We start from the raw sequence: 24,831 nt of genomic DNA, 5'->3' as shown, positions 1-24,831 counted from the left end.
TGGCCCCGGATCCGGCAGCCGGATCCGGGGCCACACCCATGTCGAGCGCCCGCGGCCGATCAGCGGGGCAGTCCGGCGGGCGCGGTCGCCCACCGGGTGTTCGGTTCCGTGGCCAGAGTGAACTTGAGCGTGCCACCCGTCCGCAGGAGACCGCCGTCCGTCCAGGACCGGTCGTGCGTACGGCCGTTGAGCCGGACTCCGTCGACGTACGCGTGCGTGGCGTCGGCGGCGGGCGCGTCGATGACGAGGTCGCGGCCGGGCCGGTCGATCACCGCGTGCGGGAACAGCGGCGCGCCCAGCAGCAGGTTGGCGCTGCCCGGCGTCTGCGGGTAGACGCCGAGCGCCGAGAAGACGTACCAGGCGGACATGGTGCCGAGGTCGTCGTTGCCGGGCAGTCCCGTCGGGCCCGTACCGTAGACGGTGTCGACGATCTGCCGGACGGTCGCCTGGGTCTTCCACGGCTGACCGAGCGCGTTGTAGAGCCAGGGGGCGTGGATGCCGGGCTCGTTGGTCGGGTCGTAGCGCAGCGCGTCGCCGCCCTTCACCGACCAGGACCCGTCGGCCTTGTGGAAGAAGTTGTCGAGCCGGCTCGCGGCCACCTCACGTCCCCCCATCGCCTCGGCCAGCCCCTGCACGTCCTGCGGCACCATCCAGGTGTACGTGGCACTCGTACCCTGGGCGAACCCGCGGTCGCTGCCGGGACTGAACGGCGTGACCCACGAACCGTCCAGGTTGCGCGCCTGGATGTAGCCGCTGGTGCCCGCCCCGTCCGTCGCGGCGGGGTTGAAGACGTTGCGCCACCAGCCGCCCCGCTCCGCGAAGTCGGCGGCCTGCTCGTCACGCCCCAGCAGCTTCGCCCAGCGGCCGAGCGCGTCGTCGGCGACAGAGTCCTCCAGCGTCTCGGCGGCACCGCCCCAGCAGTGGCAGACGTCCTGCGCCGCGTACCCGGAGGCCATGTACTGGGCCAGGTTGGGCCGTTGGCCGGTGCACTGGCCGGGGCAGCCCGCGTCGGAGAGCCCGTCCGGGTGCGGCACGGTGGCCTGCTTCGCCAGCGAGTCGAAGGCACCGCGGTAGTCGAAGTTGCGTACCCCCATGGCGTAGAAGGTGGCGAGCGTGGCCGCCGTCGGGTCACCGGTCATGACGTGCGTCGGGCCGTTGATGTGCACCCACCGGTCCCAGACCCCGCCGTTCTGCTGGGCGAAGTTGTAGAGCGACTGGGCGAAGTCCCCGGCGATACGCGGCTTCAGCAGGGCGAGCAGCTGGATCTGCGCCCGGTACTGGTCCCAGCCCGAGAAGTTGCTGTACTGCGCCCCCTGCCCGCGCTCGATCCGGTGCGCCTTGCCGTCCATGCCGGGATAGCGGCCGTCGGTGTCGCTGACCAGGTTGGGCTGCTGGAGGGAGTGGTAGAGCGCGGTGTAGAAGGCGGTCCGCTGGGCGTCACTGCCACCCCCGACCCGCACGGAACGCAGCTCACGGTCCCAGGCCCGGCTCCCGGCCGCAGCCACCTGATCGACGCTCGCGCGTGGCTTTATCTCCTCACGGAGGTTGGCCTCGGCTCCCGAGAGACTCACGTACGAGATCCCGAGCCGCATGTGGACATCGTTGTCGGACGCGGTGTCGAAGCCGACATAACCGCCCGAGCCGCGGCCGGCGCGGTCGGCGCCGGTGGCGTAGCCCTCGCCGCCGCTGCCCGTGGTGGCGCCGGGGGAGAGGGTGCCGTCCTTCCACGTACCCGTGGAGGAGAAGGCGCGGTCGAAGGAGGCGCTGAAGTAGAGCCGGTAGTAGCTCTTGCGGTTGTTCGTACCGCCGTTGGCGCGCCGCCCGCAGAACGCGCCCGTCAGCACCGACCCGGTCACCTTGCGGTTCGCCCGGTCGATCTCGACCTGGGCGTCCTCGCTGCCGTTCAGCGAGTTGGAGACCCGGAAGAGCAGGTTGGCGGGCTTGTCGGCGGGGAACGTGAAGTCGGCGACACCGGCCCGCTGCGACACCGCGAGGTCCGCGCGGGCGCCGGAGTCGAGCCCCACGGAGTAGCGGCCCGGCACGGCCCGCTCGTCGGCGTGAGAGAAGTTCGCCGCGTAGACGGAGTCCGTGGTGTCCGCCGACGGCGACGAGGTGACGTCCCCGACGAACGGCATGATCGGTACGTCGCCGGCGGCGCCCGGGTTGCAGCCCGCCCCGTTCACATGGGTGAGGCTCAGCCCGCGCAGCCGGGTCGTGCCGTACTCGTAGCCGTTGGCCGCGCCGGTACTGGTCTGGTCGCCCCTGGTACTGGTCGGCGACCAGCCGATCATGCCGTACGGGAGGTTGGCGCCCGGGTAGGTGTTGCCCCCGTTCGCCGTGCCGATGAGCGGATCGACGTACGCGGTGGGGCGGGCCGGCGCGGCGGCGTCGGCCACGGCCGAGACCGGACCGGGCAGTGCGGCGGCGAGCGCGGTGGTCAGCGCGAGAGCGGCGGCTCTCCTGCCGAACGTCCGCGACACGGCGGTGGATCTGAGGCCCATGTGCGAGAAAACCTTCCGTGTGAACGAACACCGGGACCGGCCCGGGGAATCGCGCCCGAGCGTAGGCCTTCGGCAAACGCCCCGAACCGCCGAAAGCCGCAACCCCGGTGAACGCGCGGTGAATCCGGGGCGCGCGGCTCTCACATGGCGCGGCTCCGCCGCGTGGGCGCACCGAGCCCCTTCCGAGGGGCAGGCGACCTCGACCCGAGCCCCGTTAAGGGGCGCGGGGAACTGCGCACCGAGCCCTCACCGACCCGCACCCGACAACGCCCCGCGCGGAGCGCTGAGGGCCCCGCCACCTCCCGGTGACGGAGCCCGTCCGACAGACGCGCGGGACGCGTCACGCCGTATGCAGCGTCAACCCGTACCGGTTGAGAATCTCATTGACCGGCTGGTACCACGTCTCACCACCGGTGGAGCAGTTCCCCCACCCGCCGGAAGTGACACCCTGAGCCTGGTCACCACTGATGAACGACCCGCCGGAGTCACCAGGCTCCGCGCAGACACTCGTCTTGGTCATCTGACGCACGGCACCCTGGCTGTAGTTGACCGTCTCGTTCTTCGCCAGCACGTTCCCGCAGTGCCAGTGCGTGGTGGACCCCGACCGGCAGATGGACGCACCGACGGGCGCCTCGTTGGAACCCCGCACGAGCTGGTCGGAGACGGTGCCCCAGCCGAGTACGACGGGCACGGTCCACCACCCGCTGCCGACGTTCACCCACGCGTAGTCGTTCTCGGGGAACGACGACCCCTGGATGTTGCCTATGTACGAGCGGTCCCAGCCACTGACCCCCTGCCCGGCCCCACCGCAGTGCCCGGCGGTGACGAACCCGCCGTGCACCGAGAAGCCGATGGAACAGCGGACGTTGCCGGTGTAGAAGGGGTCGCCGCCGACGGTCCCGGCCGCGAAGGTCTCGGGTGCGGAGGCGGTCTCCTCGACGGTGACGGGCCCGCCGGCCCGCGCCTTCGCGAGGAACGCCCGGACATCGTTGTCAGCACGCTGCGCGGCGACGACGCCCACGACGACCGAGCTGGACTCGGCGTCGACGTACCAGTTGCTGACCCCGTCCGGCGCGGCCAGCTTGTCGATGCGCGCCTTGGCCGCGTCGAGCTGCCGCGCGCTGTACTTGACGGTGCGGACACTCGCCCCGGTCTCGCGCACGGAGGCGAGCGTGGCGGCGGACGCGCCGGACTTGACGGCGACGGTCAACTTCCCGCTGTCGGCGTCGAACCAGGAGCCGCCGTACGCGGCTCCGGCCGCGCGCTCGGCCTTCGGCTCGACGGCGGTCGCCGTCTTCTCGGCGGCGAGCCGTGCCTCGGCGCCGGCCTTCGTCAGGCCGAAGTCGCGTCGCATGGCGTCGAGGAGGGCGTCGGAAGCGGGTGCTTCGGAGGTGGGGGTGGCTTCGGGGGCGGGGGCGGCCGAGGCGGGTCCGGCGGCGACGGTCGCCCATGCGCCGATCAGAAGGAGGGAGGCCAGGCCGGTGCTCAGGGTCGTGGTGCGTCTCAAGGCGATAGCCCTTCGTTGTTCCAGCAAGGTGGGGGCGGAACAGCTGAACTATGAGAGCGCTCTCATGGAATGCGGGGCAGAGCCTAGCGCCAGACCATCGTCAGGTACAGACCAAAAACAAGAGCTGTCGGCGGCCGAGGTATCAGTTGGTGGGCCGGTGGGCCGGTGGGCCGGTGGGTCGGTGAGGCGGTGCTCCGGTCAGCGGGCGAGCGGAATGCCGTACGCGCGCTCCACATGCAGCCGCAGCACGAGCCGGCCGTCGCGGACCATGGCGGCCCGGTAGTCGTCCCAGTCGGGATGTTCTCCCTGTACGTCCCGGTAGAGCCGGATCAGCTCCTCCACGGTCTCGTCGCCGGGCTCGCGGGCCACGGGCGAGAGTTCGGCGGTGCCCTCGGCGACGGTGTAGGCCCAGCGGTCCGCGCTGGTCACGTGGTACGAGGCCCGTGGGTCGCGGCGCAGATTGCGCGTCTTGGCGCGCCCGTCGGTGAGTGACACGCGCACGATCCGCTCGTCGGGGTAGTACGCGTGGTTGACGTTGGACAGCTGGGGGCGTCCGTCGCGCTTGAGCGTCGTCAGCACCCCGCCGTCGTACTCGGAGAGGAGTCGGAGCAGGGCGTCCTGGCCGGGGCCGGTGTCATCAGTCATGCGCTGAGCAACGCCCGGGACACCACCGGGCATTCCTGCGGTACGCCATACGGCGGATGCGGCGCGGCGGCAGAAACCGCCACGCCACACCCGCCGTACAGCCGGGACCGCCGGAAGGGCCGATCAGGTCGGACAGGCCGGAAAGACCGTGCGTGCTGCCGGCGCTTCAGGACGCGCTGCACGAACCGATCGTCGGCGCCGAGGAGTTGCCGTTCTTCATGACGGTGAACCCGAAGCTCGTCGACGCTCCCGCCGCGAGACTCCCGTTGCCGTTGGGCCTCATGGTCATGACGTTGCCGCTGGAGTCCCAGCTGGGCGTGCCGTTCCAGGTCGTGGAGATCTTCTGCGGTGAGGACACCGTGACCGTCGTCGTCCACCCGGTGATGGCGGCACTGCCCGCGGTCACCGTGACCTGCCCGTTGAAGCGGTCGCCCCAGTCGTTCGTCCTGCTGTACGTCACCGTGCAGGCGGCGTTGCCGCCTCCGCCACCGCCGCCCGAGCCGCTGCCGCCGAGCGCGGTGAGTACGGCGGTGTAGGCGGCCTTCTTGTTGTAGTTGCCGTCGAACAGCAGCGGTGTGCCGCTCGCGCGCCAGGAGTACTTGTCGGTGACGCCCCACACGGTGATCCCGGTGCAGCGGGAGACGCCGAGGCAGGCGTTCACCACGTTGGTGTAGCTGGCGGCCTGCGCGCTGCCGGAGCCCTCGATGTCCAGCTCGGTGATCTGCACGTCGACGCCCAGATCGGCGAAGCGCTGCAGGTTCGCCCGGTAGTCGCCGGGCACGGGGGAGGCGCTGTTGAAGTGGGACTGGAAGCCGACGCAGTCGATCGGCACACCGCGTGCCTTGAAGTCCTTCACCAGGTTGTAGACGGCGTTGCTCTTCGCGTTGACACCGTCGGTGTTGTAGTCGTTGTAACAGAGCTTGGCGGCCGGGTCGACCGTCCGTGCGGTGCGGAACGCCTCCTCGATGAAGCCGTTGCCGAGCTTGTCCTGGAAGGGTGAGCTGCGCCGGGCGCCGCTGCTGCCGTCCTGGAAGGCCTCGTTGACGACGTCCCAGGAGTGGATCTTCCCCTTGTAGTGGGTCATGACCTGGGTGATGTGGTTGTTCATCGCCGTTCTGAGGTCGGAGGCGCCCAGCCCGCCGACCCAGCCGGGCAGCTGGGAGTGCCAGACGAGGGTGTGCCCGCGGACCTTCATGCCCCTGCTCTGGGCGTGGTTGACGATCTGGTCGGCGGAGCCGTACGAGAAGGAGTTGCGGCTGGGCTCGAGGGCGTCCCACTTCATCTCGTTCTCGGGGGTCACGGAGTTGAACTCCGTGTTGAGCGTCGAGGCGTACGCGGCCTCGCCCAGGTGGTTGGCCGCGACCGCGGTGCCGAAGTAGCGGCCCTTCTCGGCCGCCGCGGCCCCGAGCGTGCTCGCCGCCGCGGCCGTTCCCGCGAGAGCGGTGACCCCGGCCGCGGCGAGCAGGCCGGCTGTGCCGAACACCAGGGCTCTTCGAATCCTCGACCTGCGGGGCGGAGGTGTGACGGTGCGGTCCTTGAACGTACGGCTGAGCATGTCGTCCCCTTCTGCGCTATCGAAAGTTTCGAGCATGTTTCCGAATGGCTGCGCAGACCTTACGGCCGGTCATACGGGTCGTCAACGGGCTGTGCCGCACCGTATTTCGGTTGGCTCAAGTTGGTCGGGCCGCCCCGTGTGTCGCCCGGATCCTCTTGCCTAACCGCCGAACCCCGCCTATGTTCCCCTGAATAATCGTCAGAGGGACCGAATGTTTCGAAGAAGGAGGTGCGAGCGTGATGGGTGAGTGATCCCGCGCGCCTGACAAGTTCCGCATAGGTGTCGGTCAGGGTCGACACATGACCACGAGCACACGCGGCGCCGGACGCCGTTCCGCCGTCGCCCTGGCGGCTGCCCTCTCTCTCGCCGTCCTCGTCGGCTGCGGCGCCGGAGAGACGAGGACGACGGAGCGCACACCGGGCGCGCACACCACGAGCGCAGGCGGGGCCAGGCCCGCGCCCGCACCCCGGATCTCCCTGGACGTGGCCCCGCGCCAACTGCCGAGCCTGGGGCCCAGGACCTCGGCCAAGATCTCCCCCAGGACGAGTCAGGTGCTCGTGGTCACGGGCCGGGGGCGGAACTCCCCCGTCTCCACCGCGGTGCTGTACGAGCGCACGGCGTCCGGCTGGCACGCCGGGACCGTCTGGCCCGCGCACAACGCCTTCAAGGGCTGGACCGACCACCATGTGATCGGCGACCTCCGTTCGCCCGTCGGGGTCTACACGCTCACGGACGCGGGCGGCCTGCGCGGCGATCCCGGCACCCGTCTCCCGTACGACCACTCCGGCGGCTTCTCCGTCGACGGTACGGGCTTCGAGGGCGAGCCCCTGGCCGGCTCCTTCGACTACGTGATCGCCATCGACTACAACCGCGAACCCGGCAACACACCCCTCGACTGGACGCGGCCCCTCGGGGCGGGCCGGGGCGGCGGCATCTGGGTGCACGTCGACCACGGCGGCCCCACCCAGGGCTGCGTCAGCCTGCGCGAGGAGCATATGAAGGCCCTGCTGCGGGCGGTCGATCCCGACCGACACCCGGTGATCGCCATGGGCGACGCGGCCGCACTCAGACGCTGAGGGCGGACGCCGCCCGTGCTCGCGAACGGGCGACCGGTGGCCGCCCGTTGACTGGTGGTGCGGGTACCAGGATCCGCGGTCCTGCTCACAGGAGAGATCTGGTTGCTCCCGCCCCTCGGGCGCACTGTGGACGCATGGACACCACCCAGCAGCCGGAGGTCAGGATCCGAGTGACGCCTCTGCGTCGCCTCAGCGGAGGCACCTACGTGCTGCGCGGCGGCCAGGAGACTCCCGCGCGGGCCAACGAGGCCCCGTGCGCGGCGAGTCGTCGTGCGCAGCCCGCGCGAACGGGCGGCCGACGAGCGACATGACGACGGACGCACGGAGCGACGACGAACGTGCGACATGACGACGAACGCGCCGCGTGACGTCGAACGGCGGCTGTCCGACACCCGAGAGTGTCGGACAGCCGCCGTTCGACGTCACGCCCGCAGACCGGGCTCCGGTCCTTCGCGCCGGGTCAGCCCGTCGCCGCCCGGTCCGGTTCGGCCGGCTGCCCGGCCAACTGCCGTACGTCGGGCCGCGGCCGGGGCCTCGACGAGGCCAGCAGCGAGACCAGCGCCGTCAGGGCCGCCAGTGCGGCGAGCACGGCCGCGAGACCGGCGAGCCACGGCGGCGCGAGGGTCAGGTCCAGGGCCCGGGACAGGCCCTGCGACTGGATACGGCCCTCCAGGAGCTGGGCGACCGCGAGCGCCGCGGGCACGATGATGCCCAGGGCGAGCACGGGCACCACGCTCCGGCGGAGCAGTGCGAGACCCAGCAGGACGCACAGACCGCAGCCGCCCATGACGAACCCGTAGGCGCTGAGGGACGCGCCGTCGCGGTGCGGCGGGAAGTGGGCCAGCCCGCACACCACGAGCATCAGCGCCGCGGCCAGGCGCGGCCAGGCGGGGGAGTCGACGTTCTTCGCGGGCCGGCTCCGGCGCGTCCGGGCTGTACGGCCGATGGCCACCGTGCCGCCCTCGGCGAGCAGCCGGTCCCCGGAGGGGGACTTGTCCTTGGCCGAGGCCGCGCGGGCCGCCTCCGCCGCCTTCCGCTCCTCGCGCGTCGGCGGCGTCCCCTGCTGCCGGCCCTCGCGTACGCCCTGCTCGTGGGCCATGCGGCCGATCAGTTCCACCAGTTCCTCGACCGGCCGGCTGGTAGCGGCGGCCCGCACCGCGGCCTCGCCGCAGTGGGGTTCGAGCGGGGGCCGGTGCAGCAGCGCCATCAGCCTGGTGACGTCCTCCACGGGCCGGCCCTCGGCCGCCGCGCGGATCGCCTCGTCGGCGCTGTCGGCGTTCCTCGGCGGCCGGGTCAGCAGGGCCACCAGCCGGCTCACGTCCTCCACGGACCGGTCCGTGCCGACCGCCCGCAGCGCGTCGATCGTGGCCCTCGCGTACTCCGGTGACTGCTCCAGCAGTTCGATGAGCTCGATGACCTCTTCCAGCGGCCGGTCGGCCACCGCGGCGTGCACCAGTCCGTCGACCGGGTTGATGTACGCGGGATCGGCCTCGATCTCGGCCTGGTCGGGGTACTTCCTGTCGAACTCGGCGGCCGAGTCGGTGGACCGCGGATCGGCCTGGACCACCGGGACGGGGGCCGGGGCCGGGGCCTGGGCCTTGGCCGGGGCCGGGGCCTGGGCCTTGGCCGGGGCCGGGGCCGCGGCGGGATGCGGGCGGCGGGCCTCGTCGGCCGCTCCCGCGTGCGCGTGGTCGGCCTCGTCGGCGGGCCCCGCGAAGCGGCGCTCGTCCCGGCCGTCGCGGTTGTCCCGGCCTTCCCTGTCGTCGCGGCCGTCGCGGCCGTCGCGGCCGTCCCTGCCATTCCGGTCGGCCGGGGCGGTGTGGCGGCGGGGCACCCTGTCGGCCGCGTCCGGGTACCGGTGGTCGACCTCGTCGGCCGGGTCGGCGTACCGGTGCTCGTCGGCGTCGGCCGGGCCCGCGTACCGCTGCTCGACCTCGGCGGCCGGGTCGGGGTACCGGTGGTCGATCTCGTCAGCGGGGTCGGCGTACCGCTGCTCGTCGGCGTCGGCCGGATCCGCGTACCGCTGCTCGACGGCGTCGGCCGGTCCGGCGTACCGGGGGTCGACCGCGTCGGGGTACCGGCGCTCGGCTCTGCGCGCGCCCCTGTCCGGCGCCTCGTCCGGCACGGTGTGCCAGGGGGCGGAGACCGGTAGCGGCGGGATGGTGGCGTCGACCACGCTCTCGGGAGATATGCCAGGTCGATCGGCGTCGAAAGGCGAACGGGTTGTCATACTCGGCTCCCTACGAAGGGTGCAGTCGCTGTCGTGGCCCGGACGTGCGGCCCGAGAGTTGCTGTGCGACCTTTCTAAGCGCCCGCGCCAAACGCCGCCAACGGGATGAGGCGTACGTGTGACGCGGACCGGAGCCGGACCGCTCAGGACGTCAGTCGTCGGGGGTGCCGTACAGCCACAACCGCAGCAGCCGGCTGAGCCCCGGCATGACCAGATAGGTCAGCACGGGCAGCAGTACGAGGGGGAAGACGGCGGCGCGCAGGGGCAGGGGCCACGCGGCCGTACCGGGCGCCACCAGCCACTGGATGAGGAGCGTCAGCGGGTAGGCGCCGAGGAACGTCGTCAGGACCATCTTCCAGCGCGGCGGCGCCTTCACGGCGGTGCCGGGGAGCCGGAACCAGCTCTCCATCCCGGTGGTCGACTGGCGTTCGTCACGGACCTCGGTGGCGACGCCCTCGATCCGCGCGTGCCACTCCGCGCGCTCGGGCGAGACCAGCCAGTCGGTGAGCCGCTGCGGATCGGCGAAGCGGAGCACCGCGTGGAACCGGTGCCCGGGCTCGGGGCGCAGCCAGGACACCCCTTCGTTGCCGGGGAACCGCGCGACGCAGTCGGCGACGCCTCGGGTCCACTCCTCGAACTCGGCTTCCCGGCCGGGACGTACCTGCCAGGTGAGGACCGTGGTGACGGGCTCGGCGCATGGGACCTGCGGGGTGCTCATGGCCATCTCGGGTTCCATGGGCCGAGCGGGTCATGCACGGACCGGCGAAACGGACCGGTGAAGTGAATGCCGGTGAAGTGGGTGCCAGTGAAGAGATACCGGTGAAGAAGTGCCGGTGAGGAGAATTCAGCCGTCCACATCGTGCACACCCGGGGTGACTATCTCGTCCAGCGCCTTGCGCACCGCCTCGTAGGTGTGTCCGCGCAGCTCGGCGTCGCGCGCGCTGTCCGGATCCTCCGTCCTGAGTTCTTCGCCGCGCGCCTTCCATGCCTGCTCCTCCCGGCCGGCCCAGGAGCGGGCCCGCTGGATACGGCGCAGGAGTTCATCGGAGTCCACCACGTCAGTCATGAGATACGGGTACCCACGCGAGCCCTTTCGACCCAGGCACTCCGGCACCCGGGACGGTCAGGCCTCCAGGAGGTCGAGCAGGTCCGCGAGAGGCAGGGGTTTCGCCAGGTGGGCGTCGAATCCGGCCTCGCGGGACCGCGTGCGGTCGGTGCCGCGGCTGAAGCCGGAGACCGCGATGAGACGCAGCGAGGCACCCTGCGGACGTGAGCGCACCGTCCGGGCCACCTCGTAGCCGTCCATGTCGGGCAGCCCGAGATCACACACCACGACGTCGAAGACGTGGCTCCCGGTCGCGGTGACGGCGTCCGCGCCCGTGTGGACGACCGTGACGTGATGGCCCTGGCGGTCCAGCAGCGTGCGGTAGGTCGCGGCGAGATCCGTGTTGTCCTCGACGATCAGGACGGCCAGCTGCTTGCGCCCACGACGCGGCGTCACGGGCCGGGCAGGCGGCGGATCGCCGTCGGACGCGGCCAGCGGCAGCAGAGCGGTGAACGAGGCTCCGGTGCCGGGACCGTCGCTGTGCGCGGAGATCCGGCCACCGTGCAGTTCGAGGATGGTACGGACCACCGACAGACCCAGGCCGAGACCCTCGGGAGTCTGCGGCCCGGCCGGCGCGGCCCGCATGAACACACCGAACAGCTCCTCGGCCTGACCGGGGTCGAAACCGATCCCGTCGTCCCGGACGGTGAGTTGGGCCCGCCCTTCCCCGGCCGACAGGTGGATGGCCGTACGGCCGCCCGGCAGCGTGTACTTGAGCGCGTTGGACAGCAGGTTGGTCAGCACCTGGGCCAGCCGCAGCCGGTCGCCGTCGACCAGCACCGGACGGTCGGGCAGCCGGACGTCCAGCACGCGCCCCTCGTGGCCGAACAGGCCCCGGATGTCGGCGCAGGCGCTCTCGACGGCGGAGCGCAGGTCCATCCGCTCGGGCACCAGCTCCAGACGTCCGGTCACCGCGCGGGTGCCGTCCAGCAGGTCGTTGCTCATCCGGGCCAGGATGCCGAGCTGCCGTTCCAGGACGGACAGCGCGGGATGGCCGCCGGGCATGTCGAGCCCCAGCAGCTCGGTCGCCGCGGTGGCGGCGGCCAGCGGGTTGCGCAGCTCGTGCGAGAGCGTCGCGATGAACCGGTCCTTGGCACGCTGCTCCTCCCGCAGCCGGTGTCCCGCCGCGTCGAGGTCGCCGTTCAGCCGCCGCAGCTGCTCGTTGACCTCGCGGATCTCCCGCGCGCGGACGAACAGGTCGATCTCCATGCCCTCCGCGCGGGTCCGCGCCTCCGCGGCGGCCCTCTCCTTCTCGCGTCCGGCCCGTCGCACCAGCACGAACTCGGTGACGTCCTCCACCCGGTGGATGATGTGCGACACCCGGCCCTCGGCGTCCAGGACCGGCGTGTTGACCGGGCTCCACCAGCGCTCCACGAACCCGGTGCCGTCGTCGGTGTTCCCGCCCGCAGGGATGTCGTACCGCTGCAGCGCCATGGTGTCCGTACGCGCGGTGCCCACCACCGTCTCCAGCGAACGGCGCAGATTGGCGACGCCGTCGGCCGCGGGATCGGCCGGATTGTCGGGGAACACGTCGAAGATGCGCCGTCCGACGATGTCCCGCCCCTTGCCGGTGGCCGCGAGATAGGCACGGTTGACCTCGACGATGACGAAGTCCGGCGCGAGGATCAGCAACGGGGAGAGAGCGAACTCGAAGAGCTGCCGGAAATCCGGAACGGCGTAGGGACTGCCCGAGGGCGTGCGCGACTGGCTGCCTGACGGACTGTTCGACGGACTGGTCGTGGACACGGCGGCTCTCAGGGGTCGAGGCGGTACCCGTAGCCGCGCACCGTGGTGATCCTCGGGGCGGGCACGGGGAGTCGGGCGAGTTTTCCGCGCAGCCGGTACACGTGCTCGATCACGGTGGCGGACTGCTGCCAGGACGCGCCCCAGATCTGCTCCAGCAACTGCTCGGCGGAGAAGACGCGGCCGGGGGAGCGCGCGAGGAGTTCCAGGAGGGCGTACTCCTTGGGCCGCAGGGTCAGAGCGACGCCCGTACCGCTCGCCAGGCACGCGGCCGTGTCGACGCGCAGCGAGCCCACGTCGAGGACGGCCGGGATCTCCGGCGGCCGGCACCTGCGCAGTACGGCACCGATCCGCGCCACCAACTCCCGCTGCGAGAACGGCTTGACGAGGTAGTCGTCCGCCCCGATCTCCAGCCCGGCCACCCGGTCTGTCTCATGGCCGCGTCCGCTGACGACGATCACCGGCAGTCGGCTGGTGGCGCGCAGGGTCCGCAGCAGTTCGAGTCCGCTGCCGTCGGGAAGCCCCAGATCGAGGACGACCAGCTCCACACCACCCTGGTGCATGACGGCCCGGCCGGCGCGGGCGTCCATGGCCCAGGTGACCGTGAAGCCCTCACGCTCCAGATAGGAACGGCACATCAGTGCGAAGTCGGTGTCGTCGTCGATCAGCGCGAGATGTGGACGCACCCGTCACCACCCGGCCTCACTGCCGCCCGCTCGTTGTGTCGCCGGTGAGCGGGCGTTGATGCCCCGACCATGTGGCGAAGGTAGAACAGTAGGCACCCGCGGTTCAAGGGGGAGCCGACACGGGGGGAGTTCCGGCACGGGCTCGTGTGGTGCGGGGAGCGCACACCGCCGCACAGGTCCGGGCCGGAACAGGGCCGTCGACGGGGGACGCCGAACGGCCGGCCTTGCACCGGGAACGCAGGGGTCGCGGACCGGAACGGCTTGCACGTGTACGACCTGAAGCCCGTCGTCACGGCCTCGTGGCCACCACCCGCCGAACACTGCGGGCTGTACGACGGGAACGGTCTGGTCGTCGTGGAACTGCACGGTGACATCGACCTGGCCTGCGCGGCCCGGCTACGCACCTGGCTGGACTCGGTGGTCGCCCTGCGCGCCTCGGCGTACGTCATCGACCTGCGTGCCGTCTCCTTCGTGGACAGCACCGGCTTGAACATGTTCGTACGTTTCTGTCGGCGGGCCCTGACCCATGAGGCGGCCGTAGGCGTACTCTGCCGGCCCGACACCCTGCGGCTGGTCCGCGCGCACGGCACCCATGACGTCCTGCGTCCCGTCACCACGTTCGACGAGGCGGTGGCCCGGGCCACCGGAACAGAGGGCGCGCACGGCACGACGCACGCCGCCGCGGACCGTCCGGTACGAGCGTTCGGGGAACGGTCATGACGACCGTTCCCCGAACGGCGGCGCTACGGCCGGTCAGCGCCCGAAGTGGTGACCGCCGCCGTACTCGCCGCCCTGGTTCTCGCCCTCCCAGTGGGACTCCGCGCAGCCGTTGCCGTAGTAGGCGTGGCCGTCACCGGCGCCCGCGAACACGCCGCACGCGCGGAAGTCGCCCTCGTAGCGGCTGTCGTTGCGGCCGTCGTTGTGGCGCTCGTCGTGTTCGTCGGCGACGGCCGCGCCGGCGCCGCCCAGGATCGCGGTGGCGGCGAAGACGCCGGCGGCAAGGATGGTGCGCACACGCATGGTTGCTCCCTGATGGAGAAGTGATGGACGGACGAGCGGGAGATCCGGCCACGCGATCGCGTGACCTCGCCGCTCCTACAGCCATGCTCGGGGCGGCCCGTGCCATCGGCGCGCATTCATCACCCAAACGTGGGCGCCCCGCCGGAGCCGGACCCGGAGCCGGACCCGGAGCCGGACCCGGAGCGGGAGCAGGGTCAGGCGCTGGCACTGGCGCGGTTACGGCTTGCGGCCCACTCCGCCGTAGGCGTCCACCACGGAGCCCGGCGAGTCCGGGCGCCACCGGGTGACCTGGACGATGCCGGGTTCGACCAGATCCAGCCCCTCGAAGAAGCCGGCGATCTCCTCGACACCGCGCACGTGGTACGGGACGGCCCCGCTGGCGTTGTACGCCTCCGAGGCGGCGATCATGCCCTCGCTGGTGGCGGTGCTGTCGCTGATGACGAGGTAACTCCCGGACGGCAGGCGGGCCATGAGGTCCCCGACCAGCTGCCGCGCCCGGTCGTACTCGGCGACATGGCCGAGCGTGTTGAGGATCATCAGGGCGACGGGCCGCGACAGGTCCAGGGTGTGCGCCGCCGCTTCCAGGATCGCCGCGGGCTCGTACAGATCGGCGTCGATGTAGGCCGTGCGGCCTTCCGGGGTGCTGGTGAGCAGGGCACGCGCGTGGGCGAGTACCAGGGGGTCGTTGTCGACGTACACGATCCGCGCGTCCGGGGCCACGCACTGGGCGACCTCGTGGGTGTTGTCGGCGGTCGGCAGCCCGGTGCCGATGTCGAGGAACTGCCGGATGCCCCGCTCACCGGCGAGGTGCCGGACCGCGCGCCCGAGGAAGCGCCGGCTCGTGAGCGCCACGTCGACCAGACCGGGGAAGATCTCCTTGATCTGGTCGCCGATCTCCCGGTCCACCTCGTAGTGGTCCTTGCCGCCCACGAAGTAGTTCCAGAAACGGGCGGAGTGCGGCTTGTCCGTGTCGATCCGGGCCCGCAGCCCGGCAGCGTCGGCGAGCTGGGGTTCCTGGTCCGGCACGGGAGCGCCTCCTGGAGATCGTGTGTCGTCGGCCGCTCGCCAACGTAGTGGAACGAGCACCCCGGCCACCCGTGTACGGGCAGGTCAACGGGGGTGCACCGGATGGTTTCGGCCACGTGTGGGTTAGGGTCGTGACCTTGATCGACCGTGCGCACAGCAGGAGGAGACATGGCGGTGGAGGTGAGCGACGCGCCCGAGGCGCGGCGTTACGAGGCCCGGCTCGACGGGGCGCCCGAGGTCGCCGGCTGGGCGGACTACATCCGCACGGCGGAGCTCATCGCGTTCGTGCACACCGAGGTGACCCCGGAGTGCGAGGGCAAGGGCGTCGGCTCCGCGCTGGTGCGGGCCTCCCTCGACGAGGCGCGCGCGGCCGGCCTGCGGGTGCTGGCCACCTGCCCCTTCTACGCCGGCTGGATCGCCCGGCACCCCGAGTACGGCGACCTGCTGTACCAGGCGCGCAGCAGGGTCAGCGACTGAGGCACGCCGGGGGGAGGGGCCCGCTATCCCTGGGCCGACGGCCGCCAGCCCAGTGCCGGGCCCAGTCCGGTGGCCAGGTCGGTGAGGATCTGTACGTAGTCCGCGTGCTCGAAGGTGAAGGGCAGCGCGAAAGCGACCTCGTCGATCTCCCGGAACGCGGCGTGCGCGTACAGCCGTTCGGCGATCTCGGCGGAGGTCCCGACGAGATCCGGCGCGAACATCATGCGCGCGGGACCGTGGGGCGTCGCGGTACGAGGGGTCCGCTTCGCGGCGTACGCCTCGTACTTCGCGCGCTGCCCGGGCGTGGCACTGTCGGTGGGGATGACGACGAGCCCCTGGGAGACGCGGGCGCGCTCACCGTCGGGGTGAGCGGCGCGGAAGGCCCGTACGTGGGACAGCTGGATCTCGGCGAAGTCCTCGGACTCCTCCGCCTTCACGACACTGCTGGTCAGGAAGTTCATGCCGTGCTCACCGGCCCACCGGGCCGACCGCAGGCTGCCGCCGCCGTACCAGAGCCGGCTGCCCAGACCTGCGGCGTGCGGCTGGACACGGTCCGAGAACACCTCGAACCCCTCGACCCCGCTGAAGTCGGTGGCCGGTTTGCCGCGTACGAAGTCCAGCAGGCGGCTGACCCGGTCGTAACCGAAGTCCTCGGCGTCCGCGGTGTCCGGGTACAGTGCGTCCTTGACCTGGTCGAAGTGCATCGGCGGGCCGACGCTGACGCCCGGATTGAGGCGTCCGCCGGACAGCAGGTCCACCGTGGCCAGGTCCTCGGCCAGCCGCAGCGGGTTCTCCCAGCCCAGCGGGATGACCGCGGTGCCCAGCTCGATCCGGGTGGTGCGCTGCGAGGCCGCGGCGAGGACGGCCACGGGGGAGGAGATCCCGTACTGGAGATGGCGGTGGCGCAGCCACGCGCTGTCGAAGCCCAGCCGCTCACCCAGCTCGATGATCTTCAGCGTGGACTCGTGGCCCGCACGGGGATCGGCCTCGTCGAACAGGCCGATGGTCAGGAAGCCCAGCTTCCGCAACGGTTGTGAGGGCAGCGGCACGGGGCTCCTCCGGCGTCCGGCACGAGGTCTACTTGCTGACTGCTGACTGCTGACTGCTGACTGCTGACTGCTACTGCTACTGCTGCGGCTCGGCTGCTACCGCTCGGCCTTCTTGTCCTTGAGGTCCTTGATGCGTGCCGTCTCCTTGCGGACCTCGGCCTGTGTGGCGCGCTCCTTCTGCAGCCACTCCGGGGAGTCCTTCTTCAGCGCCTCGATCTCGTCCGTGGTGAGGGCGTCCGTCACCCCGCCGCGGGCGAGCCCGGAGATGGAGACGCCGAGCTTGGCGGCGACCACCGGCCGGGGGTGCGGTCCGGTGCGCCGCAGCTCCTGCAGCCACTCGGGCGGATCGGCCTGGAGTGCGGTGAGCTCGGAGCGCGAGACGACACCTTCCTGGAACTCGGCGGGTGTGGCCTCTAGGTACACACCCAGCTTCTTCGCCGCGGTCGCGGGCTTCATCGTCTGGGTGTTCTCGTGCGACGTCATAACGGCAAGGGTATCGAGCATGTGAACCAGCGCCGACCACGCCGGGTAACCTGGCCAGGTGACAGGCTCGGAAGATTCCCCTTCGTTCCGGCTCGCGTATGTCCCGGGAGTGACGCCCAGCAAATGGGTGCGGATCTGGAACGAGCGGCTGCCCGACGTCCCCCTGACGCTCCTCGCGATGTCCGTCGGCGAGTCCTTCGACGCGCTGCGGGGCGGCGACGCGGACGCGGGCCTGGTCCGGCTGCCGGTCGACGGTACGGATCTCAGCGCGATTCCCCTCTACACGGAGACGAGCGTGGTAGTCGTCCCCAAGGACCACGTCGTGGCCGCGGTGGACGAGGTGAGCGCCGAGGACCTGGCGGACGACATCGTGCTGCACCCGCTGGACGACACCCTCGACTGGGAGCGCCTGCCGGGCCGCCCCGCGATCGAGCGCCCCGCCACGACGGCCGACGCGGTCGACCTGGTGGCGGCGGGGGTGGGACTCCTCGTCGTTCCGCAGTCGATCGCCCGCCTCCACCACCGCAAGGACCTCACCTACCGGCCGGTGACGGACGCCCCCGAGTCGCGGGTCGCCCTGTCGTGGCCGGAGGAGCGGACCACGGACCTGGTGGAGGACTTCATCGGGATCGTCCGCGGCCGTACGGTCAACAGCTCACGCGGCCGTACGCAGCCCGCGGCCGAGCAGAAGCCCGCGCGCTCCCCGGACAAGGCCACCCCCCGCGGCAAGCCCGCTACGGGCAGGACCGGTGCCAAGAACCCCCGGAGGGGTGCGGGTCCCGCCAAGGGCGCCAAGAGCACCAAGGGCGCCAAGCGAGGCAAGCCCCGCGGTCGCTAGCGGACCCCGAAGGGGCGCGGGGCAGTGACACCCTGCGGCTCCGCCGAGGGGCGCGGCCGGCCCCCTCACCGAACCCGCAGGTTCAAGTGACCTCGTCCGTGTCGCGTACGAGCCCGGCCACATGGTCGGTGATCGTGTCGAGCACGTCCGCCCACGCCGAGTCGCCGCCGAGCACGAGGTAGTTGAGAGTCAGCCCGTCGGTCATGGCGGCCAGATAGCGGGCCAGCACCGGAACAGGCACGCGCAGCGCGAAATCCATCTCGCGGCCGAGCTGCCGGATGAGTTCGGCGTACGTGTCGGAGTACAGCTCGTACTGCCGTCGGGCCAGATGCTCGAACCCCGGCTGCCGCAGAGCATATTGCGTCAGCTCGTACGTGAGCATGTGTTCGCCCGGGTGGGCGGCCACATGGTCCCAGTAGGCGCGGAAGCCGGCCGCGACCGTCTCCCGCAGGGTGGCCTTCGGCCGGATCGCCTCGCGCACCACCGTGACGGAGTGACCGGTGATCGTCTCGATGACCGACTCGATCAGCGCCTGCTTGGAGTCGAAGCAGTAGTGGAAGACGCTCAGTGACACGCCCGCCTCGGCCGCGATGGACCGGGTCGTCGTCCTGGGGACGCCGTCCCGGGTCATCACGCGGATGGCCGCCTCGGTGAGCTGACGGCGCCGCTCGGCCGACGGCATCCGTGCCATGTGGTCCCTTTCGCGCCTGCTCGTTCCTGGTGTGCGCCCTGCGGGGGGTCAGCTGGTGTGGACGCCCACCTCGTACAGGGAGTACCCCCAGTCCGTACCGCGATCGAGCCCGTGGACCCGCACATGGCGGGCGGGTACGCCGGAGAAGCGGGCCGTGTCCAGGCCGCCGTCCCCGGCGGTGGTGGACCACACGGACTGCCAGTCGGTGCCGTTCGTGGAGACCTCCACGCGGTACGACTTCGCGTAGGCGCGCTCCCAGTCGAGGGTGACGTGCCTGACCGTGCTGGTGGAGCCGAGGTCGATCCGCAGCCACTGGTCGTCGCTCCAGTCGCTGGCCCAGCGGGTGCCCCGGTCGCCGTCCACGGCCCGGCCGGGCGCGTAACTGGTGAAGATGCCCGACTCCGACGAACTGGCCGACGCGGGCGCGCCCTTGGCGAGGTTCACCCCCGCCTGGTGCCGCTCGGACGCGCCCCAGGTGTCGAGGTAGGACTCGGCGCCCCGGAACAGGTCGTCCACGACGCCCTGGCCCGCGACCAGCCGGATGTCCTCGATCCAGTCCGGGACGAGCCCGTAGTGGGCGGCGCCGTCGGCGTTGATGTCCCAGGTGCGCTGCCCGGTGGTCTGCCGGTCGAGCACGGCCCCGCCGTCGGTGCTGCGGAACGGATACCGCACGGGGTTCGAGGTGTCCGCGCCCCGCGGGGCGGGCCAGCCGCCGACGCCGTTCATGTCGGTGCCGTAGCCGTAGCCCACGTCGTACTTGTCGCGCAGGGCCTTCGTCCGCGCGGCCTCCGCGCCGAACTGCTCGGAGCCGTGCATGTACTGGGCGATGAAGCCGCCGAGGCGGTAGACCCGCTCGGTCCAGTTCAGGTCCATCCAGCTGTGCGAGGAGATCACGCCGGGGTAGGACTCGGACTCGAAGATGTCGAGGGCCCGGCCGGTGGCCTTGACGCCCATGTGGTCGATCTCCAGCATCATCTTGCGCTTCATCAGCCCGCGCACGGCGTACTCACCGAGATCGGTGAGCCCGCGCTTGTTGCACTGCGCGTCCTCGTCGTACGTCGGTACGTCGACACCCGGGGGCAGTTCCTTCTCGGCGCCCGGCGCCGCCGCGCCCCCGATGGGGTTGTCGTGCTGAGGGCCCGTGCACTTCTCCGTCTGCCAGAAGGTGCCCGTCGACAGGAACTGGCCGACGTTGATCGCCGTACCGAGGCCGCCCTCGTCGAACCGGACCCCGCACAGGGCGTTGTCGAACTTGTGGCACAGGAACATGCTGCGCACGCCGAGGTCGTACAACTCGTCGAGCCCGGCGTCGATGTCGGCCTTGTCGCACTGCGCGATGTCCAGGATCTGCTTGCAGCCGAAGGGTTCGGACGTCTCCACGCCCAGGACGACGGCGAGTTTGCCCTGCTGGGCGACCTCGCGGGCCTGCGCGCTGTCGGTGACGATCCGGAACCAGCCCTTGCCCGGCCCGCCGTACATCGCGTCGATGTAGTCCTGCATGTCGTAGGTCAGCTTCGCCTGCAACCGGATCGAGGTCATCTCGTCGCAACTGCGGTCCTTGAAGGGGTAGACCGAGCAGATCACGCCGTTGGTGACGAGGTCGTTGACGAGGACGCGCTGGCCGCCGCGCCAGGCCCGCTCGACCCAGGCGTAGTAGTTCTGCTGGTGGGTCAGCGAGTCATGGGCGGGCCAGTCCTTGAACGTGGGCCAGCCGTCCGGATCGTGCTTGCCGTCACCGCCGTTGGTGATGAAGTCGAAGATGGCCAGCGAACCGTCGGGGTAGTGCTCGGGACAGTCCTTGAGGGCGTCGGCGACCCCCGCCTCCGAGAAGGGCTTGCCGCAGATGAGCCGCCCGCCGAAGGCCTCGTTGGCCATGATGTGGTTGTGCGCGTCGACGAACCCGCGTACCTCGCCCTGGGAGTCCGTGCCCTTGAAGGGTTCTCCCGTGACGTTGATCTGCGAGTCGGGGGCGGGCCGCGCGGTCGGGTCCCACCAGTCCGTCCCGGCGGCGGAACTGGGCGTGGGACCGAGCGCCATGGCCATCACGACGAGCAGCAGCGACAGGACCGTGAGCGGCCGGCGCCGGTGGAGGGGCTGTCGGGTCATGATCATCACCCACGTCTTCGGTCGGCGGCACGCTACTTGTCATGACTCGTGCAAACGCTGCGACGAGAATCCCGACCGCCGAGAGCAGAGTCAAGAGTCCGGGACGGATGACCTGATGGATCGTCGGGCCCCGTAAGGGGCGCGGGCGGTGACATTTTGCGGCGCCGCCGCGGGGTGCGGCCAGCTCTCACCGACCCGCACGTACGCACCTCTTGACGCGCACTTGGTCTAGTCCTACCTTCCAAGTCAGCCGTTCAAAAACACAGTCAATGTTTATATATGTGAAATTGAGCGGTCAGCGACCCCCCACTCAAGGAGCCGACATGCTCACGCGCTTCAGAGCGCTCACCGTGACCGGCGCGGTGTGCGCATCCTCCCTCCTGGCCGCCGCCCCGAACGCCTTCGCCGAAGTGGAACCCGGCGGCTGGACATCCGTCTCGCCCACCTACACCGTGCAGGAGCGCGGCTGCGGCCAGGTCGACGGGCTGACCTTCCAGCTCACCTGCTCCACGGCCAGTGGAGACCAGCGGGCCGAGCGCCGGTACGCCACCTACACCGGCGGCACCCGCCAGTTCGAGGGCTACTTCCGCATCAGCAGCCTCAGCGGCACCCGGATCAGCCTCAAGCAGACGTTCAACGAGTCCGCGGCGGGCCCCTACTTCATGCTCGCCGCCGAACGCGGCGGACGGCTGTACGCGGTCCACGGAGGCGACACCCTCTCCAACGCCGGTACCGTCGGCGCCACCGTCCGGGTCAACACCGTCCACCAGGTCGGTACTTCGCACCGCACCTACATCAACGGCTCGCTCAAACACACCTACGCCAGCCCCGGCGGCAGCTTCTACGACAAGTTCGGCGCCTACCGCACCAACAGCGGCAACGGCCCGGCCACCGTCGTGTGGAGCAACGTCCACTTCTGGCGCAAGTAGCAGCGAGCACATGAGAGTTCCCGTACGCGGCGCGGCGCCGACAGCACTGGTCCTGGCCCTTTCCCTGCTCGTCATCGGGCCGGCGCTGTCGGCCTGCGACACGCCCCGCACGCCAGGCACGCCCCGAACGGCGGGCGAGGCGGGCACGACAGGCACGGCGGGTGCGGCCCCGGGCGTCGTGCTCCGCGCCGAGCGCACCTCGCCCACGGACATCGACCTGCGCTGGCAGGGCGGCGGCGGTCCGGGCGCGTCCGGCCACATCCTCGAATTCGCGACGGACGCGGCGGGCCCGTACACCGTTCTGCAGTATCTGCCGCCCCAGGTGACGAGCTACCGGCACCCCGATCTGATGCCGCACACGACCTTCCACTACCGGCTGCGTGCCTTCGCCGGTCCCGTTTCGAAGCCGGTGGACGTCTCCCTGCCCGCGGGCGGGCTGACGGCGGCGGACGAGGACGTCGGCCATGACTGGCTGCCCGCCCGCAAGGACCCGGAGCGGACCTCCCCGGGCCGGCCGCTGCGGCCCACGGGTGCCGGAGCGCCCACCGGGTTCAAGGCTGTGGTCAAGCATGCGAACGGCATTCTGTTCACATGGACGGACCACGCCTCCGACGAGAAGGGGTTCCTGCTGGAGTCCCGTATCCCCGGGGACTCCGACGAGGGCTCCGGGGACGACTCCGGCTACGCGCCGGTCGCCGTCTTCGAACCCGACGTCAATTCCGCGGGACTGATCACCCTGCCCACCGAGAAACAGGGGTCCTACCGCGTCCGGGCGTTCACGCACGGCGCGCTGTCGAACGTGGTCCGGCTGACCACCGGGGCCTCCGCTGATCAATGACGCGCCTGACAGGGGCGGGACCGGGATGGTAGAAGCAGGACATGACCATTTGTTCCATCCGCACCTCCTCCCCGGCCGGCGCACGGTGACCGCGGGCATCGACACACCGGACCGCAGGGGCCGTACCGGACTCGACCGGGTCGGTCTCGACCTGACGGGGAACCCCCGGGTCAAGGTGCGGGACGTGACCCTGCTGTCCTGCCACTGGTACGTGGAGCGCACCACGACGTTCGACCTGCAGCTCGCCGACGGCACCTGGTCCACCCAGGAGCGCGAGACGCACGACCGCGGCAACGGCGCCACGATCCTGCTCTACGACACGGAACGCGAAACCGTGCTGCTGACCCGGCAGTTCCGCTATCCGGTGTACGTCAACGGACACCCCGACGGCATGCTCGTCGAGACACCGGGCGGTCTGCTGGACGATGACGACGAACACCCCGAGGTCGCCGTACGCCGCGAGGTCATCGAGGAGACCGGGCACACGGTCGGCGAGGTCGAGCGGGTCTTCGACGTCTATATGAGCCCGGGCTCGGTCACCGAGCGCGTCACCTTCTACGCCGCCTCCTACGGACCGGCCACCCGCACCCACGAGGGCGGCGGTCTCGACGAGGAGGGCGAAGTCATCGAGACCGTCGAACTGCCCTTCAGAGAGGCCCTGGGCATGATCCGTACGGGCGAGATCGCCGACGCCAAGACCATCATGCTGCTGCAGTGGGCGGCGCTGGAAGGACCGTTCAGCAAGTAGGCGCACGCGGCGGTCAGCGCAGCAGCAGTTGGACGAGAGCGACCGTGCCGACCGTCACGATGAGGATCCGCAGGACCACGGGGCTGAAGCGCCGGCCCACCGCGGCCCCGAGCTGTCCGCCGATCGCGGAGCCGACGGCGATCAGGGCGACGGCAGTCCAGTCGAAGTCCGCGACGAAGAGGAAGAAGGTCGCGGCGACGGTGTTGACGACGGCGACGAGGACGTTCTTGACGGCGGTGAGGCGTTGCATCGTCTCGTCCAGGAGCACCCCCATCAGCGACATGTAGATGATTCCCTGCGCCGCCGCGAAGTAGCCGCCGTAGACGCTCGCGAGGGTCAGCCCGACGAACAGCAGCGGCCCGCCGTCACTGCTGCGCTCCCGCAGGGGCGCGGGGCACTGCGCGACCGGCCCCGGCGGCCCCGCGGTCGCCGCACGAACCTCCGTGCGGCGACGCCGAAGACGCTTCGTGATCAGCGGCTGGAAGGCGACCAGGACCAGGGCCATGCCCACCACGACCGGCACGATCCTTTCGAAGGCGGTGGCGGGCAGCGCCAGCAGCAGCACGGCGCCCGTGAAGCCGCCCACCAACGCGCCGACGCTCAGCTTGAGGATGCGCCGCCGCTGACCGCGCAGCTCCTTGCGGTAGCCGAAGGCGCCGCTGATGGCGCCGGGGACCAGGCCGAGCGCGTTCGAGACCGTCGCGGTGACGGGCGGCAGACCGGTGGCGAGCAGCACGGGAAAGGTGATCAGGGTGCCGGAACCGACCACGGTGTTGACCCCGCCCGCACCCACGCCCGCGGCGAACACCGCGACGGCCTCCCACGGCGTCACGCGACGCCTCGCTGCCTGTTGATGGTCATGAGGCAGACGCTAGAGGGCCGACGGTTCGGCGGGCGCCGCACCATGGTCGACGGCGGCAGCGGCGCCGCACCGCGGCCGGGCGACGGATCACGGATCACTCGAACCGTGAGACGTCGCCGGCTCCCTTGCGGACGATCTCGGCCTCGCCGCTGGAGAAGTCGATGACCGTGGTCGGCTCGGTGCCGCAGTCGCCGGAGTCGATCACCGCGTCGACGGAGTGGTCGAGGCGCTCCTTGATCTCCCAGCCCTGGGTCATCGGCTCCTCCTCGTCGGGCAGGAGGAGGGTGCTGGACAGCAGCGGCTCACCCAGCTCGGCGAGCAGGGCCTGGGCGACCACATGGTCGGGGATACGGACGCCGACCGTCTTCTTCTTCGGGTGGAGCAGCTTGCGCGGGACCTCCCTGGTCGCGGGGAGGATGAAGGTGTAACTGCCGGGGGTCGAAGCCTTGATGGCACGGAACACGTCGTTGTCGACCTGCACGAACTGGCCGAGCTGCGCGAAGTTCTGGCACACCAGCGTGAAGTGGTGACGGTCGTCGAGCCGGCGGATGGAGCGGATCCGGTCGATACCGTCACGACTGCCCAGCTGGCACCCCAGCGCGAAGCAGGAGTCCGTGGGATAGACGACGAGCGCACCCGCGCGAATGGAGTCGGCGACCTGGGTGATGGTCCGCGCCTGCGGATTCTCGGGATGAACATCGAAGTACTTTGCCACC

24 protein-coding genes are annotated in these 24,831 nt (G+C 71.0%); 7 read left to right on the top strand and 17 right to left on the bottom strand.

What is annotated here, in order from left to right:
* Positions 1-59: 59 nt before the first annotated feature.
* The 4 genes from IE278_RS04560 to IE278_RS04545 form a co-directional block, all read right to left on the bottom strand.
* Entirely contained in the window at positions 60-2,501 is a 2,442-nt protein-coding gene (locus tag IE278_RS04560) for a GH92 family glycosyl hydrolase (RefSeq protein WP_189768871.1), read from the bottom strand.
* A 340-nt stretch (positions 2,502-2,841) separates the two neighbouring features.
* Positions 2,842-4,008: a S1 family peptidase gene (locus tag IE278_RS04555; RefSeq protein WP_189768869.1), complete on the bottom strand. Its 1,167-nt coding sequence runs from the start codon at positions 4,006-4,008 to the stop codon at positions 2,842-2,844.
* Between the two features lie 198 nt (positions 4,009-4,206).
* Positions 4,207-4,653: a PPOX class F420-dependent oxidoreductase gene (locus IE278_RS04550; protein ID WP_189768867.1), complete on the bottom strand. Its 447-nt coding sequence runs from the start codon at positions 4,651-4,653 to the stop codon at positions 4,207-4,209.
* A 166-nt stretch (positions 4,654-4,819) separates the two neighbouring features.
* Positions 4,820-6,208, bottom strand: a complete 1,389-nt coding sequence (locus IE278_RS04545; RefSeq protein ID WP_189768865.1) for a glycoside hydrolase family 10 protein — start codon at positions 6,206-6,208, stop codon at positions 4,820-4,822.
* Positions 6,209-6,507: 299 nt separating this feature from the next.
* Between IE278_RS04545 and IE278_RS04540 the strand changes: the two genes are divergently transcribed.
* Complete coding sequence (locus tag IE278_RS04540) at positions 6,508-7,284, top strand: L,D-transpeptidase family protein (protein WP_189768863.1); 777 nt, start codon at positions 6,508-6,510, stop codon at positions 7,282-7,284.
* 460 nt (positions 7,285-7,744) lie between these two features.
* Here the strand turns inward: IE278_RS04540 and IE278_RS04535 are convergent, their stop codons facing one another.
* From IE278_RS04535 to IE278_RS04515, 5 genes are all read right to left on the bottom strand, one after another.
* Positions 7,745-9,460, bottom strand: a complete 1,716-nt coding sequence (locus tag IE278_RS04535) for a hypothetical protein (RefSeq protein WP_189768861.1) — start codon at positions 9,458-9,460, stop codon at positions 7,745-7,747.
* A gap of 205 nt (positions 9,461-9,665) precedes the next feature.
* On the bottom strand, positions 9,666-10,238 hold the full coding sequence (locus IE278_RS04530; RefSeq protein ID WP_246569844.1) for an antibiotic biosynthesis monooxygenase: 573 nt from the start codon (positions 10,236-10,238) through the stop codon (positions 9,666-9,668).
* A gap of 120 nt (positions 10,239-10,358) precedes the next feature.
* Positions 10,359-10,580 (bottom strand): hypothetical protein, encoded by a 222-nt coding sequence (locus IE278_RS04525; RefSeq protein WP_189768856.1) that lies wholly within the window; start codon positions 10,578-10,580, stop codon positions 10,359-10,361.
* 57 nt (positions 10,581-10,637) lie between these two features.
* Positions 10,638-12,365, bottom strand: coding sequence for a hybrid sensor histidine kinase/response regulator (locus IE278_RS04520; RefSeq protein ID WP_189768854.1), 1,728 nt, complete (start codon positions 12,363-12,365; stop codon positions 10,638-10,640).
* An 8-nt stretch (positions 12,366-12,373) separates the two neighbouring features.
* The gene (locus tag IE278_RS04515; protein ID WP_189768852.1) at positions 12,374-13,048 is read right to left on the bottom strand and encodes a response regulator transcription factor; all 675 of its coding nucleotides are present in this window, start codon (positions 13,046-13,048) and stop codon (positions 12,374-12,376) included.
* A gap of 267 nt (positions 13,049-13,315) precedes the next feature.
* Here IE278_RS04515 and IE278_RS04510 point away from each other — a divergent pair, with 267 nt between their 5' ends.
* Positions 13,316-13,768: an STAS domain-containing protein gene (locus IE278_RS04510; RefSeq protein WP_246569841.1), complete on the top strand. Its 453-nt coding sequence runs from the start codon at positions 13,316-13,318 to the stop codon at positions 13,766-13,768.
* 33 nt (positions 13,769-13,801) lie between these two features.
* Here IE278_RS04510 and IE278_RS04505 read toward each other — a convergent pair whose 3' ends face one another.
* Together IE278_RS04505 and IE278_RS04500 are read right to left on the bottom strand one after the other, a co-directional pair.
* The gene (locus tag IE278_RS04505; protein ID WP_189768848.1) at positions 13,802-14,068 is read right to left on the bottom strand and encodes a hypothetical protein; all 267 of its coding nucleotides are present in this window, start codon (positions 14,066-14,068) and stop codon (positions 13,802-13,804) included.
* 216 nt (positions 14,069-14,284) lie between these two features.
* Entirely contained in the window at positions 14,285-15,094 is an 810-nt protein-coding gene (locus tag IE278_RS04500; RefSeq protein WP_189768845.1) for an SAM-dependent methyltransferase, read from the bottom strand.
* 168 nt (positions 15,095-15,262) lie between these two features.
* On the opposite strand from IE278_RS04500, the gene IE278_RS04495 reads away from it, so the two are divergent.
* Complete coding sequence (locus IE278_RS04495) at positions 15,263-15,571, top strand: GNAT family N-acetyltransferase (protein WP_189768843.1); 309 nt, start codon at positions 15,263-15,265, stop codon at positions 15,569-15,571.
* Between the two features lie 23 nt (positions 15,572-15,594).
* On the opposite strand, the gene IE278_RS04490 is transcribed toward IE278_RS04495, so the two are convergent.
* Both IE278_RS04490 and IE278_RS04485 read right to left on the bottom strand, forming a co-directional pair.
* Entirely contained in the window at positions 15,595-16,620 is a 1,026-nt protein-coding gene (locus IE278_RS04490; RefSeq protein ID WP_189768842.1) for an LLM class flavin-dependent oxidoreductase, read from the bottom strand.
* 96 nt (positions 16,621-16,716) lie between these two features.
* Entirely contained in the window at positions 16,717-17,124 is a 408-nt protein-coding gene (locus IE278_RS04485) for a DUF5997 family protein (RefSeq protein WP_189768840.1), read from the bottom strand.
* 37 nt (positions 17,125-17,161) lie between these two features.
* On the opposite strand from IE278_RS04485, the gene IE278_RS04480 reads away from it, so the two are divergent.
* Positions 17,162-17,941 carry a LysR substrate-binding domain-containing protein gene (locus IE278_RS04480; RefSeq protein WP_189768838.1) on the top strand — a complete coding sequence of 260 codons (780 nt, stop codon included), beginning with the start codon at positions 17,162-17,164 and terminating at the stop codon, positions 17,939-17,941.
* Positions 17,942-18,023: 82 nt separating this feature from the next.
* Here IE278_RS04480 and IE278_RS04475 read toward each other — a convergent pair whose 3' ends face one another.
* On the bottom strand, positions 18,024-18,632 hold the full coding sequence (locus tag IE278_RS04475) for a TetR/AcrR family transcriptional regulator (protein WP_189768836.1): 609 nt from the start codon (positions 18,630-18,632) through the stop codon (positions 18,024-18,026).
* Between the two features lie 48 nt (positions 18,633-18,680).
* Positions 18,681-20,738 carry a discoidin domain-containing protein gene (locus tag IE278_RS04470; RefSeq protein ID WP_246569838.1) on the bottom strand — a complete coding sequence of 686 codons (2,058 nt, stop codon included), beginning with the start codon at positions 20,736-20,738 and terminating at the stop codon, positions 18,681-18,683.
* A 323-nt stretch (positions 20,739-21,061) separates the two neighbouring features.
* Between IE278_RS04470 and IE278_RS04465 the strand changes: the two genes are divergently transcribed.
* The 3 genes from IE278_RS04465 (at position 21,062) to IE278_RS04455 (ending at position 23,253) form a co-directional block, all read left to right on the top strand.
* Positions 21,062-21,667 carry a hypothetical protein gene (locus tag IE278_RS04465; protein ID WP_189768832.1) on the top strand — a complete coding sequence of 202 codons (606 nt, stop codon included), beginning with the start codon at positions 21,062-21,064 and terminating at the stop codon, positions 21,665-21,667.
* 10 nt (positions 21,668-21,677) lie between these two features.
* Positions 21,678-22,505 carry a fibronectin type III domain-containing protein gene (locus IE278_RS04460; RefSeq protein WP_246569835.1) on the top strand — a complete coding sequence of 276 codons (828 nt, stop codon included), beginning with the start codon at positions 21,678-21,680 and terminating at the stop codon, positions 22,503-22,505.
* Positions 22,506-22,590: 85 nt separating this feature from the next.
* The gene (locus IE278_RS04455) at positions 22,591-23,253 is read left to right on the top strand and encodes an NUDIX domain-containing protein (RefSeq protein WP_189769113.1); all 663 of its coding nucleotides are present in this window, start codon (positions 22,591-22,593) and stop codon (positions 23,251-23,253) included.
* A 13-nt stretch (positions 23,254-23,266) separates the two neighbouring features.
* Here IE278_RS04455 and IE278_RS04450 read toward each other — a convergent pair whose 3' ends face one another.
* Together IE278_RS04450 and IE278_RS04445 are read right to left on the bottom strand one after the other, a co-directional pair.
* Positions 23,267-24,085, bottom strand: a complete 819-nt coding sequence (locus tag IE278_RS04450; RefSeq protein WP_189768830.1) for a sulfite exporter TauE/SafE family protein — start codon at positions 24,083-24,085, stop codon at positions 23,267-23,269.
* A 124-nt stretch (positions 24,086-24,209) separates the two neighbouring features.
* The gene (locus IE278_RS04445) at positions 24,210-24,830 is read right to left on the bottom strand and encodes an L-threonylcarbamoyladenylate synthase (RefSeq protein WP_189768828.1); all 621 of its coding nucleotides are present in this window, start codon (positions 24,828-24,830) and stop codon (positions 24,210-24,212) included.
* Position 24,831: the final 1 nt, after the last annotated feature.

It is taken from the genome of Streptomyces tauricus, assembly GCF_014650955.1.
GTDB classification, from domain to species: Bacteria; Actinomycetota; Actinomycetes; order Streptomycetales; family Streptomycetaceae; genus Streptomyces; species Streptomyces tauricus.
Note: the sequence above shows the minus strand (reverse complement) of the source record. Positions and strands in the feature narration are given on the sequence as shown.

Bases quoted from the DNA above. Each gene is read 5' to 3' on its own strand.
- IE278_RS04465 (WP_189768832.1), top strand. From the start codon at position 21,062: ATGCTCACGCGCTTCAGAGCGCTCACCGTGACCGGCGCGGTGTGCGCA.
- IE278_RS04495 (WP_189768843.1), top strand. From the start codon at position 15,263: ATGGCGGTGGAGGTGAGCGACGCGCCCGAGGCGCGGCGTTACGAGGCC.
- IE278_RS04560 (WP_189768871.1), bottom strand. From the start codon at position 2,501: ATGGGCCTCAGATCCACCGCCGTGTCGCGGACGTTCGGCAGGAGAGCC.
- IE278_RS04505 (WP_189768848.1), bottom strand. From the start codon at position 14,068: ATGCGTGTGCGCACCATCCTTGCCGCCGGCGTCTTCGCCGCCACCGCG.
- IE278_RS04550 (WP_189768867.1), bottom strand. From the start codon at position 4,653: ATGACTGATGACACCGGCCCCGGCCAGGACGCCCTGCTCCGACTCCTC.
- IE278_RS04460 (WP_246569835.1), top strand. From the start codon at position 21,678: ATGAGAGTTCCCGTACGCGGCGCGGCGCCGACAGCACTGGTCCTGGCC.
- IE278_RS04545 (WP_189768865.1), bottom strand. From the start codon at position 6,208: ATGCTCAGCCGTACGTTCAAGGACCGCACCGTCACACCTCCGCCCCGC.
- IE278_RS04470 (WP_246569838.1), bottom strand. From the start codon at position 20,738: ATGACCCGACAGCCCCTCCACCGGCGCCGGCCGCTCACGGTCCTGTCG.
- IE278_RS04525 (WP_189768856.1), bottom strand. From the start codon at position 10,580: ATGACTGACGTGGTGGACTCCGATGAACTCCTGCGCCGTATCCAGCGG.
- IE278_RS04540 (WP_189768863.1), top strand. From the start codon at position 6,508: ATGACCACGAGCACACGCGGCGCCGGACGCCGTTCCGCCGTCGCCCTG.
- IE278_RS04530 (WP_246569844.1), bottom strand. From the start codon at position 10,238: ATGGCCATGAGCACCCCGCAGGTCCCATGCGCCGAGCCCGTCACCACG.
- IE278_RS04475 (WP_189768836.1), bottom strand. From the start codon at position 18,632: ATGGCACGGATGCCGTCGGCCGAGCGGCGCCGTCAGCTCACCGAGGCG.
- IE278_RS04485 (WP_189768840.1), bottom strand. From the start codon at position 17,124: ATGCTCGATACCCTTGCCGTTATGACGTCGCACGAGAACACCCAGACG.